Source organism: Sphingobium sufflavum (assembly GCF_021403115.1).
Classification (GTDB): Bacteria; Pseudomonadota; Alphaproteobacteria; order Sphingomonadales; family Sphingomonadaceae; genus Sphingobium; species Sphingobium sufflavum.
On sequence record NZ_JAJSSH010000004.1, the window covers coordinates 262861 to 277737 of the forward strand.

Below are 14877 nucleotides of genomic sequence, written 5' to 3' on the forward strand. Positions count from 1 at the left end.
CTTCGCTCCTGCCGCCCGGACGGGACGGCGTCAGACCCCGCCATAGCGGTCGCGGCGCGGATCGCCAATGCTGCCGGGTCGCTCCACCGGCAGCGCCGCCGCCGCCGGGAATGGCGCGCCGGGCCGTTGCGCGCGCCCGCGCGGCTGGCCCGCTCCCCGCGCGCAAGCCGCCTCTTTTCATTCCGAAAAATGCCCCTTCGGCGGCTTTCAGCGCGCACAACCCCTTACGGTAAGGGGTTATTTAACCAATCCCCCCTACTGACTGTCTAATCTCGAAATCATACGAGAGCGCAGGGACGATCATGAAATTCGCCTATTTTCTTTTTGGTGTCGCACCACTGGCCCTCCTCGCACCGGCGCAAGCCCGTATAGCGGCCGTGTTCGCGAGCGCTGGGCAGGGCCGGATCGTGGCGACGCAGACCCTGCGCGCGGATGATCCCGCCTCTTTCGCCGTGGCGCGTGACCGCGACCGGCCGGACCATAGCCGTTTCCTCACCGTGGCGGACCCCTCCGTCCCGGACCGCACGACCCCGACGCCCATGAGGTTCATCCTCTAGGCAAACAAAAGTAGCCCCGGTCCGACAAGTGTCGGCGTGATCCCTGCCGGACCGGACATAGTGATACCCCCTAATGCGAAAGCGAAACCAATGTTCAAATCTATGAACATTCCCCGGAAGCTGGGCCTGGCCTTCTTCGTCATCTGTGCTTCGGCCGCCGTCATGATGATCGTGTTCTTCACGAACATGACGATGATCCAGTCGGCGACCGACGGTAACAACCTCAGCCAGTCCATCCATGCGAAGGCATTGGCGCTGGACACGGCGATCCTGCGCCAGAACAGCCAGCTTCGTGGCTATCTCGTCACCGGCGATGCGAGCTACCTCAAATCCTATGACGAGGGCCGCGACGAGTATGACAAGACCTCCGCGGAACTGGAGAGTCTGATCACCGACCCGGAGAAGAAGGCGCTGGTGCTGGAATCCCGCAAGGAAACCCTTGCATGGCGCAAGAACTGGGGCGACCGGCTGATCGCACAGGTCCGCAGCGGCCAGCGTGACGAGGCGCAGGAAGCGGTTCGCACCGCCGGCAAGGCGGTTCTGGTCAGCGCGGCGGTGCTGCCGCTGCGCGGTATCCGCGACGCCGAGACGAAGCTGATCGAGGAAAATGGCGTTCGCCAGGAAACCGCGATCACCACAGCGATGATCGTGCTGGTCATCGGCGGCGTCGCCCTGATGGGTATCGCCATCACGCTGGCGATGATGCTGAGCCGGATGATCGCACGCCCGATCAGCGGCCTGACCAGCGCCATGGCCGAACTGGCCGCCGGTCATAATTCCATAAACGTGCCCGACGCCGACCGCGCCGACGAACTGGGCGACATGGCCCGCGCCGTGCTCGTCTTCCGCGACGCCGCCGTCGCCAAGTCCAAGGCCGACACGGTGCAGGAACATGTGGTCGAAGCACTGGGCACCGGCCTGGAGGCGCTCGCCTCCGGCGACATGACCTATACGATCAACCAGCCGTTCGCGGGCGATTATGACCGGCTGCGCCAGTCGTTCAACCGCACGGTGGAAGGTCTGGAGCAAAGCCTGTCGCGCGTCGCCAGCTCCGCCCAGAGCGTCCACAGCGGCTCGACCGAAATCCGGTCCGCGTCGGAGGATCTCTCCCGCCGGACCGAGCAGCAGGCCGCCTCCCTGGAGGAGACAACCGCCGCGATGGATCAGGTCACCGGCATGGTCAGCGAGACGGCCCGCGGTGCGGCCGAAGTGCGCGGCGCGATCAGCTCCGCCCATAAGGACGCGACCGAGGGCGGCTCCGTCGTCACCAAGGCTGTGAACGCCATGGACGCGATCGAGAAAAGCTCGCAGGAAATCGGCCAGATCATCACGGTGATCGACGGCATCGCTTTCCAGACCAACCTCCTCGCCCTGAACGCGGGCGTCGAGGCGGCGCGAGCGGGCGATGCGGGCAAGGGCTTTGCGGTCGTCGCCAACGAGGTCCGGGCGCTGGCCCAACGGTCCGCCGACGCGGCCAAGGACATCAAGGATCTCATCACCAAAAGCTCGGTGCAGGTGTCGCACGGCGTCAGCCTGGTCGGTGAGACCGGCAAGATGCTCGACAGCATCCGCACCAAGATCGGCGATGTGAACACGCTGATCGCGGACATCGCCAATGGCACGGAAACGCAGGCCACCAACCTGCGCCAGGTCAACAGCGCCGTGACCGACATGGACAAGATGACGCAGCAGAATGCGGCCATGGTCGAGGAAAGCACGGCCGCCGCGCGCAACCTGGCGGCGGAAGCCGACGAGCTGGCGCTGCTGGTCGATCGCTTCCAGCTCAAGTCCGCGCAGTTCGGCAGGGCGCAGCATCGTGCGCCGACCCGCGCAGCGCCTCCGCCCCCGGCTCCGGTCGCACGGGCCGCGGCGCCCCGTCCCCTGCCCCAGGTCAGCGGCAATCTCGCCCTGTCCGCCAGCGAGGACGAGGACTGGAACGAATTCTGATCCCGTCGTGGGGGGTTGGGTATCACCCCTCGCGCAGGAACGGTTTTCTCTATCCCTCCCGGTGTCATGCCGGGAGGGATTTTTTTTTGGGTGACGGCCCCAGCCCCCCTGTCTTGCGCGGCCGGACGCAAAACCGCGCTTTTCCGTCCGGCCGCCGTAAAGCCATGTCGCTGATTTAACCCAAGATTAAGGATGTCTACCTACGAATGAATCGCACAGCCCGTTTCGGACGGACGCCCCGCAAGACGGGCGACGACCGGGTGGCGGGAATGGGCAAGAATAGCCTGTCAAAGGCAGCAATTCATCGGGAGGGGATGAATGTCATCGCAGAGGCTGTGACGCGACCGGACGGACCGGCGCAGGCAGTCGCCGGAGGGGCAACCCGCCGGACCGGGTGACCTGATACGACATGCATGGGTCCGCAATCCGCGCCGAAAGATACGCACAATGAATATGATGGCGAAAATCAGTAATGCCGAACTGCTGCGTCAGGCCGAGGTCACGCGCATGCTCGGCTCGCCGTTCGTCGCGGCGGTGCTGGAAGCGGGGCAGCGCCAGTTGCCCAACGCGCCGCAGACCGCCGCCCTGATCGCCAACTGGCCGGGCAACCCCGCCGCCGCCGCCATCGCCATGCGCTTCAACGGCGCGCTCCACGCGCTCGCCCGGCAGGGTCGGCTGCCGTCGCTCAGCGCCCTCTACAATCGTGAGCATGATGATTTCGATGGCGCCATCGGCAACGCCCTGTCCGCCGCCGACGGCTTCATCGCCACCTGGATGCTCGACCCGCCGCAGACGAACGAGGTCGGCCGCGCCGCCGCCATCCTCGCCGCGCTGATGGTGGCGCAGCGGGCGACCGGCTGCACCTTCGACCTGCTGGAACTGGGGTCCAGTTGCGGCCTCAACCTCAACCTCGCCCGATATGCCTATGATCTGGGCGGGGTGATCGCGGGCACGCCCACCTCCCCGGTGCATGTCGCCCCGGCGTGGCGCGGCAGCCCGCCGCCCTTTGCCCCGGTGGAGGTCGCCCGCGCACGCGGCGTCGACCTCAGCCCGCTCAACCCCCTCGACGCGGCGACGCGCGAGCGGCTCCTGTCCTTCATCTGGGCGGACCAGCGCGAACGGGCCAAGCGCCTCGAACATGCGCTCGACCTGGCGCGGCAATTCCCGCCACAGGTCGACTGCGCCAATGCCGTCGGCTGGATCGCCCGGCAACTGGCCCAGCCGCAACAGGCGGGCGAGTGCCGCACCGTCTTCCATTCGATGGTCCTGCAATATCTGAACGACACCGACCGGATGATCGTGGAGAGCAGCATCCGCCGCGCGGGTGAGCGCGCCACGGCGGAGCGCCCGCTGGCCTGGATCAGCTTCGAATGGACGCGCGACCGCCGCGAGGTCCATCTGCTGCTGACCTGCTGGCCCGACGGCGCGACCCGCCATCTGGCGACCTGCCACCCCTATGGCGACTGGGTGCAGTGGCTCGACTGAAAGGGGCGGGAACCGTTTTCGCAGCGGAGGTACGCCCTCCGCCGACCCGGACGCTGACCCGGACGCTGACCCGGACAAGGCGGCAGATCAGACAGTCGGACCCAAAGCGGCCCTAGCCCCGCCGCGCCGCTTGCGCTATCCCCGCGCGGCCCGGTCCTGCCATCCTGCATGGCGCATCGCCCGGCATTTCCTCATGCCGCGTGAGTGCCATGCAACTGACCGACTTCGACACCGACCTGTTCCTGCGCGACTATTGGCAGCAAAAGCCGCTGCTGATCCGCAACCCCTGGGCCGACTGGCACAACCCCCTCGACCCGGACGAACTGGCCGGGCTGGCGTGCGAGGCCGGGGTGGAATCGCGGCTGGTCACGCAGGCGGGCGGCGACTGGAAACTGGAACAGGGACCGCTGGCGGAGGATCGTTTCGCCACGCTGGGCAAGAGCGCATGGACCCTGCTGGTGCAGGCGGTCGATCATCATGTGCCGGAGGTTGCGGCGCTGATCGACCCGTTCCGCTTCATCCCCAACTGGCGCATCGACGATGTGATGGTCAGCTATGCCGCGGACGGCGGCGGCGTCGGGCCGCATTTCGACCAGTATGACGTGTTCTTGGTCCAGGGGCTGGGCCAGCGTCGCTGGCGCGTCGGGCCGCTGTGCGACCATGCCAGCCCCCTCCTGCCGCACGACGACCTGCGCCTGCTGGCGGAGTTCGAGGCGGTGGACGAATGGGTTCTCGGCCCCGGCGACATCCTCTATGTCCCGCCGCGCTTCGCCCATGACGGCGTGGCGGTGGGCGACGACTGCATGACCTATTCCATCGGCTTTCGCGCCCCCGCGCGCACCGAACTGATGGCCCATTGGTGCGACCATCTGCTCGCGGAGTTGCAGGAGGAGGATCGCTATGGCGACCCCGGCCTCGCGCGGCAGGCCAATCCGGGGGAGATCGGCGCGGACGCCCTCGCCCGGCTGCACGCGATGGTGACGGAGCGGTTGCAGGACCGGGATGCCTTCGCCCGCTGGTTCGGCGAATATAACAGCACGCCCAAATATCCCGATGTGGACTGGGAGCCGGAGCAATGGATCGGCGCAGACGATGTGCGCGACGCCCTCTCCGACGGTCAGCCGCTCTGCCGCAACCCAGCCAGCCGCTTCGCCTTCATCCGGCAGGCGGAGGGCGTCCTGCTGTTCGTCGATGGCGAGACGTTCGACTGCACCGGCGACGCGGCGGCTCTGGCGGAGGCGGTGTGCGCAGGGGATGGGGTGACGCCGGGCGCGGACCTGTCCGACAGGGCGCTCGACCTGATCGCAGACCTTGTCAACCAGGGCAGCCTGGCGTTTGGCGAGGAGGATTGAGGCGGGGTTCGGGGGAAGGGGACTGTCAGATTTTGGTGTCAACAGGCCAAAAGCGGTTGAGGCGCATCGCCTGAGTTACCGCCCCGAAAGTCGCAAATGAAAGGAGCATGGCGCCTGACACAAATTGCCCCATGCCAAAAAAGCCGAGTACGAGAGAGGAGACGAGTCCGTAAATTGCGACAGCAGAAAGGCGCCAATCTAACCCTTTCATGAACAGCCCATATTTTAACGCCTGCCGGTTCGAACCAAACCCTAAGTCCTTGGTCGACTTCATCCCTGCACCAAACATCCAACGCACTATGAAAATCTGGGCGATCAGAAACATAACAGCAGCGGCTAGAGAGAGTGGGACGCTGTATGCCAAGCCCAATGGTGACGACAAAAGCGCAATTGAAATACAGATCGCGCCAACGACGGCGATCTTGGCTCCCAGCCATTCAGCAAATTGGCCAAAAGATGATGGAGGATGTTCAATCATTTCCTCCTTCTACTTCACGTGCGAATGTCTGCAAGTGAGCGGCGGCAAATGGCAGACGAACGTCCAAAAATGTTCGATACCACACACCAGCCTCCCCATCCCTCTCCCCTACCCCGTCGCCTCCCGCCACGTCCCCGGCTCTATCCCGTCGAGCGTCCATTCCCCGATGCTCCACCGCACCAGCCGCAGCGTGGGATGCCCCACCGCCGCGGTCATCCGCCGCACCTGCCGGTTGCGCCCCTCATGGATAGTCAGGCGCAGCCAGCAATCCGGCACGCTCTTGCGGAAACGCACCGGCGGGTCGCGCGGCCATAGCGCGGGCGGGTCGATCCGCTCCACCAGAGCGGGGCGGGTCAGGCCGTCGTTCAGTTCGACCCCCCGCCGCAGCCGCTCCAGCGCCGCCGCCTGCACATCGCCCTCCACCTGCACCAGATAGGTCTTGGGCATCTTGAATTTCGGGTCCGCGATCCGCGCCTGCAATCGCCCGTCGTCGGTCAGCAGCAACAGCCCCTCGCTGTCCCGGTCCAGCCGCCCGGCGGGATAGACGCCCGGCACGGCGATGAAGGCGGACAGGGTCGGACGCGCCGTCGGCGTGCCCCCCGTCTGCGTCCCTCGGTCGGTGAACTGCGACAACACGTCATAGGGCTTGTTGAACAGGATCAGCATGGCGCGCGGCCGCCCGCGACACCGGGCAGGACCGTCGCCGCGCCGTCCCATCCCTCAGTCCTGTCCACCACATCCTGCACCGACCGGGCCAGCCAGCGGGCGGAGGGGTGATCCATGCCGACGGGACCGCCCAGCAACGGCAATTGCCGCGAATAGATGACGAAGCCGCCGCCCAGCATGGTGATCGCGACCGCCCGCTCCCGCGCATGGGGCGCGCCGATCCACGCCGCCAGCGGCTCCACCACCAGCGCATCCACCACCCGCGTCGCGATCAGCCGCGCATCGGGATCGGCGGCGGACAATATGGTCATGGCGATGGGCTGCATATCGTCCAGACTCTGGGTTATGAGCCGGGCCAGATTTTCTCCGAAGCCCGACCGTTCCGCCGCCATCACCGGCGCAATGCCGATGCTGTCGACCAGCGCCGCCTCCAGCAGCCCCGCCTTCGACCCATAATAGCGGCCCAGCAGCGTATAGCTGACCCCCGCCCGCGCCGCGATGTCGCGGATGCCCGTGCCCGCATAGCCGACCTGCGCGAAGCATTGCTTGGCGGCGGCCAGTATCCGGGCCTTGGTGGCGACGGAATCCCTCCGGCGCGGGGAGGTTTCTGCCGCTTCCATGGACGCAGTTAGACGGCGGCCCGCCCTCACCGCAAGCCCCCTTCGCACAGGGACAGAACACAAAGTAGTCAGTTGACAACGTCTGCCCTTCCATTACGTTTTCACCTGACAACATATTGGGAGGATAATGATGGCGACCTTTGTTCTGGTGCATGGCGGCGGCCATGGCGGCTGGTGTTATCAGCCGGTCGCGCGGTTGCTGGCGCGGCAGGGGCATGATGTCTACGCGCCCACGCTCACGGGCCTCGGCGAACGGTCGCACCTGCTGCGCCCCGACATCGACCTGGATTTCCACATCAACGACGTGGTGCAATTGCTGCATTATGAGGATCTACGCGACGTCATCCTCGTCGGCCACAGCTATGGCGGCATGGTCATCACCGGGGTCGCCGACCGCGCGCCGGACCGGGTCGGACACCGCGTCTACCTCGACGCCGCCTATCCGAACGACGGCGACGCGCTGGCGGAGATCGCGCCGATGGTGGGCGAGGCGCGCCGGCAATCGCGCATCGTGGACGGCATTGAGCTGTTCCTCTTCCCGGATTCGGAGCATCATTTCTATGGCGTGCAGGATCCGGCGGTGCAGGCGTGGATGGCGCCGCGCCTGACCCCGCACCCCTGGGCCTGTTTCGAACAGAAGCTGGTTTTTCGCAACGAGGCCGTCATGCGCGCCATCCCCGAAAGCCATATCATCTGTTCCATCACCAAGCCCGGCCGCGACATGGAGGCGATGCACGCCCGATCGGACGGGCGCGTGTGGGACGTGGACACCGGCCATGACCTGATGCTGTCGGAACCGGACTGGGTGGCGGACAAGCTGGAGAAGGTCGCCGCATCCATGGGGTGACCGCGGCCCGGCGTCGAAAAAAGACTCGATGGACCGGGGAGCGATCCGACGGCCCGGCTCCGCCGCCCGGTGCCTTTTGCACATTATTGGCGAAACGGGACCGCCCCATCTTTAGGAACCCGTTAACCCTCTTGCCCGCACGCGGCGGCGCCTGCCGATGGCCGCCGCCGCGCCCGATCCGAACTACGCAGTTTGCGCGGATCGCCCCTTTCGCCTGCTAGGCAGGGCTTTGACCATGGCGTCTATGATGACCCAATGCCGAAGTCCCCCACCCCCGCCGCACGCGCCCGACGCCCCGCATTGCTGGCCGATGCGCGGGGCGCGATATTGATCGAGGCGGCGCTGACCCTGCCGATCCTCGTCCTCTTCCTGATCGGCATATTGACCTATGGCACATGGTTCATGGCCGCCCATGTCGTGCAGCAGGCCGCGAACGAGGGCGCGCGCGCCGCGCTGGCGGGCCTGACCGATGGGGAGCGCACCACCATCGTCGCCCAGACGGTGACGCGCAGCCTCGGCGCCAGCACCAATCTGGTCAGCCCCGCCCTCGTCGCCACCGCGACCCAGACCAGCGACGGCTATTATACCGTGACCGTCACCTATGACGCGCCGCGTTCCACCCTGTTCGGCTCCTCGCTCATCCCGCTACCGCCCGGCCCGATCCGGCGTGCGTCGGTGGTCAAGCTGAGCGTGCTATGAGGCGCCTTGCCACCCTCTCCCGCCTGCGACGGGCGGCGCTGTGGCGGGACAGTCGCGGGTCGGCGGTCGTCTTGCTGGCCGCCGCGCTGATGGCGCTGGCGGGGGCGGCGGCGGTCGCGGTGGATGTGGGGTCGCTGTTCCTGGCCAAGCGCCAGCTTCAGGGCGTGGCCGATGCGGCGGCGCTGGCGGCGGCGCAGGGCGACCTCGACGATGGCGGCTCCTTGTCCGCCCGCGCCCTGATCGACCGCAGCGGTGTGCCGGGCGTCTCCCTCGCCGCGATCACGCCGGGGCAATATGCGCGCGACGTGGCGGTCGACACCGGCGCCCGCTTCGTCCCCGGCACCAGCGCGCCGACCGCCACCCGCGTGACCGTGGAGCGCACCGTCCCCCTTTTCTTCGGTCGCCTGCTGACCGGCAAGTCCGGGCTGGTCATCCGCACACAGGCGACGGCGGCGCGGGTCAACATGGCCGCCTTCACCATCGGCACCCGCCTCGTCGGCCTGTCCGGCGGGGTCGCCAACCAGCTCCTGTCCTCCCTCGCCGGGGTCAACCTCAACCTGTCGCTGATCGAGACGGGGCAGCTTGCCTCCGCCAATGTCGACATATTGCGCTTTGCCGATGCGCTGCGCCTGCGCCTCAACATGCAGGGGTCCAGCTATGCCGACCTGTTCGGCGCGCATATCCCACTGGCGCAGGTGGTGCGCGCCATGGCCGACGCCGCGCCGGACGGCTACACCGCCACCATCCTCAACGGCATCGCGGGCGTCCTGCCCAACACGACCACCCGCCTGTCACGCCTCATCGACCTCGGACCGATCGGCGACGCCACGGCGGCGGGGACCAACGCCGGGCTGTTGCAGGTCGATCTCTTCTCCTTCCTGCGCTCCGTTCTGGGCGATGCGAAGGGCGGCTCGTATGATTCGACGCTCAACCTCACCGTGCCGGGGCTGGCGGGGGTGAAGCTGATTCTGGCGGGGGGCAGCAGCGTCTCCTCCCCCTGGCTGACCGTCACCCGGTCAAAGGATGTGGTGGTCCGCACGGCGGCGATCCGCATCTACCTCGACGTCCGGGCGAACGTCATCCTGCCCGGCATCGCCTCGCTCAACATCCCGCTCTATATCGAACTGGCGGCGGCGGAGGCGCGGCTGTCCGACATACGCTGCGGCACCCCGTCGAGCGACGGCGTGACGCTGGCCGTCACCCCCTCCGTCGGGTCCGTCGCGCTGGCGGAAGTGGACGCCGCCGCCGTCCCCAATTTCGCGATCGTCCCGACCAAGCAGGTCGCAACCCTCGTCAACATCCTCGGCACGCGCATCAACGCCTATGCCAATATCGCGCTGGGCGGCATGGCGGCGCAGAGCGTGAATTTCACCAAGGCGGACATCGCCGCCCACCGCACCCGCACCGTCACCACCAACGACCTGACCGCCGGCCTCGCCACCTCCCTCGCCCAGAATGTGCAGGTCAGCGTCACCACATTGGGCATCACCCTGAACGGCGGGCCACTGGTCAGCGCGGTCGTCGGGCAATTATTGTCGCTGACGCCGGTGCTCGACACATTGCTGAACGAAGTGACAGGGATTTTGGGGGTCAAGGTCGGGTCCGCCGATGTGCGCGTGGACCAGATACGATGCGGCGTCCCCGCACTGGTGGCGTAGAGGCGCGCAAGGCTGCGTCGGGCCGCCCCCCCCCCACGACTCCCACCATTGGCCAAGACGCCCCCTCGCCCGCCCTTCCCCCAAAAAAGCGCCCCGCAGGGCGCATCCTCCACATCCGGGAAAAGAGCGGGGACCGGCCGGGCGCGAAACCCGGCCGGTCCCCGTCAAAGGGCCTTAGCGCGAACCGAAGGCATAGCGGAGATTGACGCCGAACTCCTGCGGTGCCGTCATCGAGATCTCCCGATAGCTGGTGGTGCCCGTCTGGCCACCCAATGCCGTGGCATAGGAGGTGGTCAGCGCCGTGCTGCTGCGCGACAGAACGCGCTGGGTGTTGAAGATATTCTTGCCATAAATCGACACTTCCCACGCCCCCGAATTGTCCCGGACACCGGCGTAGAGGTTGACCAGCGCATAGGCCTTCACATCGTCCACGGCGTTGGTCGGGTCGTTCTGGCTGTCGCCATAATAGGTGACGAGGCCGCGCAGATAGCCATCCGCCGATCCACTGACGGGCAGCGAATATTCCGACTGGAGATTGGCGGAGAACAGGGGCGCGTAGGAGGAGCGCACATTGGTCCGGCAGCCGGAGATATTGTCGCCGCCCGTGGCGGTACGGATGCCCTGCACCGTCGGGACCGAGCTGTTGCTGTCGGGCACGCCGTCGCGCGGGCTATAGTCGTTGCACGGCACCAGGCCATTTTGCACCTTGCCGCGCGCATAGCTCGCCTGCACGCCGAAGTTCCAGGCGTCGGAAGCCCGGAAGGCCAGCTCGCCCTCCACGCCGTCCACCTTCACCGGCACCGCGCCGACGAAGTTGAAGCTCTTGACCGAGTCCACCGGACCCGTGCGGCTGAGGTCGTTGCTGACATAGAATACGCCGCTGCCGGGAACGCGGAACGGATAATTCTGGAAGTCCTGGTGAAAGGCCGAAACGTTCAGGCGCAGCCGCTTGTCGAGGAAGCTCGACTTGAAGCCGATTTCATAGGACTTCGACTTTTCCGGCGACAGGATCAGAAAGCTGTTTTCCAGCGCGGTGCGGTTGAGGCTGAAATCGCCGGTGACGCTGAGACCGGGGCGCCAGCTGCTGCCAATGCTGGCATAGGCCATCAGATTCTCGGTGAAATTATGCTTCACCGACCCGGAGTAGATGACCGTGTTGAAATTCACGTCCTCCTTCGCGTCGGGAATCATCGCCCCGTTGATGGTCAGGAAAGCGTAGGACTTGTAGTTGATGTAGCGCAGGCCGCCGGAGATTTCCGTCGCATCGCCCAGATGCACGGTCAGGTTGCCGAACAGCGACCGCTCGATGGTCCGCCCGCCGCGCGTGATCGGCGTGGTGATGATGCTGGAGCAGGTCGTCGGCGCAAGGCAGCTCGTCGGCGTGGCCGCCGCCGGAGAGGGCGCGAAGGCCGCGAAGAACGGCGTCTGCGTGGTCAGGTTGGTCGGCGATTCCAGCCGGTTGACGAAACCGCCCACGACATAGTCGACCATGCCGAACAGTTGCTCGTCAGACGACAGCCGCAATTCGTGCGACTCCTGCATACTGTAGGTGTCGGTCGCCTGGCCAAAGGTCTGGAAGTTCAGCGGCGACGACGGATAGGCCGCGCCAAAGAAATCGCCCGTGTCGCTGGGCTGGAACGAGACCAGATGCTGCTTGGTGTAGGAGCCGACATAATTCACCTTCTGCCCGGCGAAGCGATATTCGCCCTGCCAGTTGTAGATGTCGAACTTCTGCCGGATGCGGCGCGGCGCATCGGTCACGCCCCGCCGGTCTTCCGCGCGGATCGTCACGGGGCTGGCGGGTTGCGTGCCGTCCACCACATTGACGGACTCGCGCTGGTCGAAGATGCGGCTGTTGACCACCATCCCCTGATAGCTGGCAAAGGCGGAGAAGCGGTTATAGGGGACGAAGGCCGGGTCGTTGATGCTGCGGATGCGGTTGCCTTCATTCTTCTCCACGATGCCCGCGACGCGGATGGCCAGCACGTCCTTGATGATCGGGATGTTGAGCGCGCCGTTCAGGTTCGCACCGTGCAGGTCGTTGATATTGGCCGACACATAACCGCCCAGTTCCTGCAAATTGGGCCGGTGGCTGGTCACGGTGATGGAGCCGGACGGCGAAGCGCGACCGCGCAGCGTGCCCTGCGGCCCGCGCAGCACCTCGATCTGGCCGACATCGAACATCGACTGGAACAGGATGCCGGACGCCAGCGGCGCATCGTTGAGGTAGAATTCGATGGTGCCGTTGTTGCCGCTGGCGTTCACATCATAATTGACGCCGCGCACCGACGAAGTGGTGCCGATGCCATTGGCGTTGGTGCTCAGTTGCAGGCCGGGCACCACGGTCGAAATGTCGCGAAAATCGCGGATGTTCAGCTTCTGGAGCGTATCCGCCGTGACGGCATTGACGACCAGCGGCACGTCCTGCGCGGTTTCGTCCTTGCGGCGGGCGGTAACGATGATGTCTTCGGCGACGGTGGCCCCGGACTGCTGCGCCATCACGGGCGTTGCGGCAGTCATGACCATGATACTGGCGCCAGAAAGGGCAGCCAGAACGGCTATCTTCTTCATATCACTCTCCCTGAAATCATTATTGTAGTATTTTTATTATAAATTTCGCCGATGCGTCGCCTGAACGGCGCATCTTACTTACATCATATGAGTATGATCGTTTTGCACGCCATGCAATCGGCGACTCCTCCCTATGGACGTCATTCTCTTGACTGTCCGGGCACAACCGCCGTTTCTTCGCCGGTCGGTCGTGCCTGCTTCCAAATTCTGCGGCGAACCGACAGGCATGTCAACGCCGCCTGGCCTCGTTCGGACCGTAATGAGCCACATGGTGCATGATTTTCGGCCCACTGTGCCATTTTCGGTTCAGTTGCCACCACCCCTTGATTTGGGGTCGATGCAGGACCGGCCCGCCGCCGCACCATCGCGCGGCGAGCCGGTCCCGTCATCCCGTCAGTGCGCGGCGGGCGTCGCCGCCGGTCCCGACTGGGGCTGCGCTCCGAAATTGATCGCGGCGATCTCCGCTATCTCCGCCCGGTCTTCCGGCAGGATATGGCCCGCACGGATCGCGGCATCCAGCGCCTTGTCGAAACGCCCCACATAGTCGGCCTTGCCCTGCGGATAGAGCTGCGCCAGCTTCGCCGCGTCGAACGCCTCACCCACGCCGGCCAGCATCGCGACGAACGAGCCGCTATTGCCATAGCCCGTCATCCGCATCGTCGGCACGTCCACCCATGGCGTGCGGATGCCGCCCTTCGCCAGGCCGTTGGCATCCACGGCCAGCGTCGGCGCCACACCCTCCGTACCGCCGGTCGCCAGTTCCAGCCGGGGCGTGCTCGCCGGGGCTTTGCCGCTGCGCAGCCAGCCGTCGAGACCCGCCAGCGCCGCCTGCACCACATAATGCTGCGTCATGCCGGGGTTATAGGGCTTGTCCATCGCCCCCGCCATCGACCGGGTGGAGGGTACGAAGATGCGCGCCAGCTCCGCGTTGCTGCGCAACCCGGAATCGATGAACGACCCGCCGAACAGATAGCCGTCGGCATGGGCCGCACCCGCGATTTCCCAGACCCGCAGCCGGTCCGTGTCGGGCTGGCGCGAGGCATGATAGCCGGAAAGGCGCGCGCCCAGCAGGTCCGTCTCCGTAATCACGGTCAGCACCGGCACGCGCAGGTCGCGGCGGAAACGCACATGCTTGGGCATCGCGCCCGGTCCCTCGATCATGCGGCTGCCGTCCACCGCCGCGCTGCTGCCAAAGCGCGAATGGACCAGGAAGCCGTCATACACCTTCGCCAGCGGGTCCACCGCATTGACATAGGTGGTCAGGAACGCCGCCGACTGGGACTCGCCCAGCGCCACGACCCGCCGGGGCATCAGGCTGCCCAGCAGGCCGCTTGCGCCCGGCGCCTTCAGCAGGGCGCCCGCCTGCGAGAATATGTCGTAGGAGAAGGCGTCGCCGGGGTGTGACAGGCTGCCATAGCGTTCGGGGCTGGAGACTTTCAGTGGCTTGCCGCCCGCCTGCATCGGCGTGTCGCCACCCTCGACGCCCACCTTCTGCGCGGAGACGGCGACATAGCCATAGCCCTTGCGGACGATCTCGCGGTGCGCGACCATCCAATCGGCGGGCGTGTCCTGCCCGCCCGTCACGTTCAGCCATTCGACCAGCACCGTGCCGTTGAATTTCGCCGCGTCGGTGGGCAGGATCACCACGATGCGCGTCGCATAATCGGCTTTCGCGGCGGGTGTCACGTCCCACTGGCCATCGCCGGTCGCCGCACCGGGCAGGCGATAGGAGGTCGCCGTGCCATTTACGAAATATTCGCTGGCCTGATAGCCGAGCGCGGACAGGTCATAGCCGCCGATCAGCAGGACCGGCTTGCCGGGAACCGCCTTGACCGTGGGGGATTGTGCGGCGGGGGCCTTTGCGGGGGCGGGCGGAGTTTGCGCCTGCGCCGCCGTCAGGGACAGGGTCAACGCCGCGCCGCACGCCGCACCACACAGGGCACCCCCCAGCATCCGAGTCCATCGGTCCTGCATCGCACTATCCTTCCTCTCCACGC

13 protein-coding genes are annotated in these 14877 nt (G+C 66.3%); 8 read left to right on the forward strand and 5 right to left on the reverse strand.

All coding sequences use genetic code 11. The annotated features are described in order from the left end of the window. The first annotated feature begins 302 nt into the window (after nucleotides 1-302). From LWE61_RS08855 to LWE61_RS08875, 5 genes are all read left to right on the forward strand, one after another. Complete coding sequence (locus LWE61_RS08855; RefSeq protein WP_234149694.1) at nucleotides 303-557, forward strand: hypothetical protein; 255 nt, start codon at nucleotides 303-305, stop codon at nucleotides 555-557. Nucleotides 558-659: 102 nt separating this feature from the next. Continuing rightward, nucleotides 660-2504: a methyl-accepting chemotaxis protein gene (locus LWE61_RS08860; RefSeq protein ID WP_234149695.1), complete on the forward strand. Its 1845-nt coding sequence runs from the start codon at nucleotides 660-662 to the stop codon at nucleotides 2502-2504. A gap of 206 nt (nucleotides 2505-2710) precedes the next feature. Next, nucleotides 2711-2902, forward strand: a complete 192-nt coding sequence (locus LWE61_RS08865) for a hypothetical protein (RefSeq protein ID WP_234149696.1) — start codon at nucleotides 2711-2713, stop codon at nucleotides 2900-2902. A 58-nt stretch (nucleotides 2903-2960) separates the two neighbouring features. After that, nucleotides 2961-3989: a DUF2332 domain-containing protein gene (locus LWE61_RS08870; RefSeq protein WP_234149697.1), complete on the forward strand. Its 1029-nt coding sequence runs from the start codon at nucleotides 2961-2963 to the stop codon at nucleotides 3987-3989. 209 nt (nucleotides 3990-4198) lie between these two features. Beyond that, on the forward strand, nucleotides 4199-5341 hold the full coding sequence (locus LWE61_RS08875) for a cupin domain-containing protein (RefSeq protein ID WP_234149698.1): 1143 nt from the start codon (nucleotides 4199-4201) through the stop codon (nucleotides 5339-5341). Nucleotides 5342-5366: 25 nt separating this feature from the next. Here the strand turns inward: LWE61_RS08875 and LWE61_RS08880 are convergent, their stop codons facing one another. The 3 genes from LWE61_RS08880 to LWE61_RS08890 all read right to left on the reverse strand — a co-directional run bounded on the left by LWE61_RS08880 (nucleotide 5367) and on the right by LWE61_RS08890 (nucleotide 7105). Next, nucleotides 5367-5819: a hypothetical protein gene (locus LWE61_RS08880; protein WP_234149699.1), complete on the reverse strand. Its 453-nt coding sequence runs from the start codon at nucleotides 5817-5819 to the stop codon at nucleotides 5367-5369. A 108-nt stretch (nucleotides 5820-5927) separates the two neighbouring features. After that, entirely contained in the window at nucleotides 5928-6485 is a 558-nt protein-coding gene (locus tag LWE61_RS08885; RefSeq protein ID WP_326490626.1) for a pseudouridine synthase, read from the reverse strand. Beyond that, nucleotides 6479-7105, reverse strand: coding sequence for a TetR/AcrR family transcriptional regulator (locus LWE61_RS08890; protein ID WP_234149701.1), 627 nt, complete (start codon nucleotides 7103-7105; stop codon nucleotides 6479-6481). The genes LWE61_RS08885 and LWE61_RS08890 overlap by 7 nt, the downstream gene beginning before the upstream one ends. A 130-nt stretch (nucleotides 7106-7235) precedes the next feature. Between LWE61_RS08890 and LWE61_RS08895 the strand changes: the two genes are divergently transcribed. The 3 genes from LWE61_RS08895 to LWE61_RS08905 all read left to right on the forward strand — a co-directional run bounded on the left by LWE61_RS08895 (nucleotide 7236) and on the right by LWE61_RS08905 (nucleotide 10309). Further along, nucleotides 7236-7952 carry an alpha/beta fold hydrolase gene (locus LWE61_RS08895; protein ID WP_234149702.1) on the forward strand — a complete coding sequence of 239 codons (717 nt, stop codon included), beginning with the start codon at nucleotides 7236-7238 and terminating at the stop codon, nucleotides 7950-7952. Nucleotides 7953-8207: 255 nt separating this feature from the next. Beyond that, nucleotides 8208-8651, forward strand: coding sequence for a TadE/TadG family type IV pilus assembly protein (locus LWE61_RS08900; RefSeq protein ID WP_234149703.1), 444 nt, complete (start codon nucleotides 8208-8210; stop codon nucleotides 8649-8651). Beyond that, on the forward strand, nucleotides 8648-10309 hold the full coding sequence (locus LWE61_RS08905) for a pilus assembly protein TadG-related protein (protein WP_234149704.1): 1662 nt from the start codon (nucleotides 8648-8650) through the stop codon (nucleotides 10307-10309). Before LWE61_RS08900 ends, LWE61_RS08905 begins: the two co-directional genes overlap by 4 nt. A gap of 174 nt (nucleotides 10310-10483) precedes the next feature. Here LWE61_RS08905 and LWE61_RS08910 read toward each other — a convergent pair whose 3' ends face one another. Both LWE61_RS08910 and LWE61_RS08915 read right to left on the reverse strand, forming a co-directional pair. Beyond that, nucleotides 10484-12880, reverse strand: a complete 2397-nt coding sequence (locus LWE61_RS08910) for a TonB-dependent receptor (RefSeq protein ID WP_234149705.1) — start codon at nucleotides 12878-12880, stop codon at nucleotides 10484-10486. A gap of 393 nt (nucleotides 12881-13273) precedes the next feature. Then, complete coding sequence (locus tag LWE61_RS08915) at nucleotides 13274-14854, reverse strand: alpha/beta hydrolase domain-containing protein (protein WP_234149706.1); 1581 nt, start codon at nucleotides 14852-14854, stop codon at nucleotides 13274-13276. Nucleotides 14855-14877 lie beyond the last annotated feature (23 nt).